The organism is Halorubrum sp. Atlit-26R, assembly GCF_003666015.1.
GTDB lineage: Archaea > Halobacteriota > Halobacteria > Halobacteriales > Haloferacaceae > Halorubrum.
The window spans coordinates 1-745 of the sequence record NZ_QPLT01000202.1 but is presented as its reverse complement, the minus strand read 5'-3'; the positions used below and the strand labels follow the sequence as shown (position 1 = coordinate 745).

Here is a 745-nt window from a genome sequence, read left to right as displayed (position 1 = left end):
GTTCGTCGACGAATCATCATCCGTCGTGTTCGTCGACGAATCATCATCCGTCGTGTTCGTCGACGAATCATCATCCGTCGTGTTCGTCGACGAATCATCATCCGTCGTGTTTGTTGTTGATTCGTTCCCTTCTACATCGAACTGAGCGTCGAGTTGCTCGTCGCCGCCGTCGAGCTCCTCGACGCTCTCGCCACCGGAAGCAACGGCCCCGGACGGCATCATAGATGTAACCATCATGAACGCGAACATGATGGCAAAGACCTGCTCACGACTCGGAAGTGGCATGTAAGTCGATACTACATTCAATTGGCATAATAGTTTCCCTTAGCTGAATAGTAGAGGCCTACTCCAGATTACGGCCTGTAGGTCTCAACGCTGATATTCGCCGAAAACGCCGGATAGGAGCGATAGTGACCCAGTTACGAACCGCCTAAATCTACTGATAGTGAATGTTTCAAATAATGTGCGGATCACGACTCGATCCGAATTGAGGGTAGTAGTCATAAAAACTATATATATTGGATGCCGAGACAGTCACGATGAAATCGGGTTCAACACGGGGCCTTCTCCTCGCTACGCTCGTTCTCTGTTCGGTCGTGTTCGGAGCTGTAGCGGTAGCCACCGCGTCTGAACACTACGACGTGACCTCCGCGGGGAGTGTCGACGTCCCCGATCGGACGGTCTCCCTCAACGGTCAGGAGTTCGAGATCGAATCCGTCGGATACGCGACGCCCGGCGAAACTAT

At 52.6% G+C, this 745-nt stretch carries 2 protein-coding genes; one reads left to right on the top strand and one right to left on the bottom strand.

The window, feature by feature from the left end; genetic code table 11:
* The coding region (locus tag DVK07_RS20125) for a hypothetical protein (protein ID WP_199719665.1) at nucleotides 1-285 on the bottom strand (285 nt) is incomplete at its 3' end.
* A 254-nt stretch (nucleotides 286-539) separates the two neighbouring features.
* Between DVK07_RS20125 and DVK07_RS20120 the strand changes: the two genes are divergently transcribed.
* A partial coding sequence (locus tag DVK07_RS20120; protein WP_147441277.1) for a hypothetical protein occupies nucleotides 540-745 on the top strand: 206 nt, incomplete at its 3' end.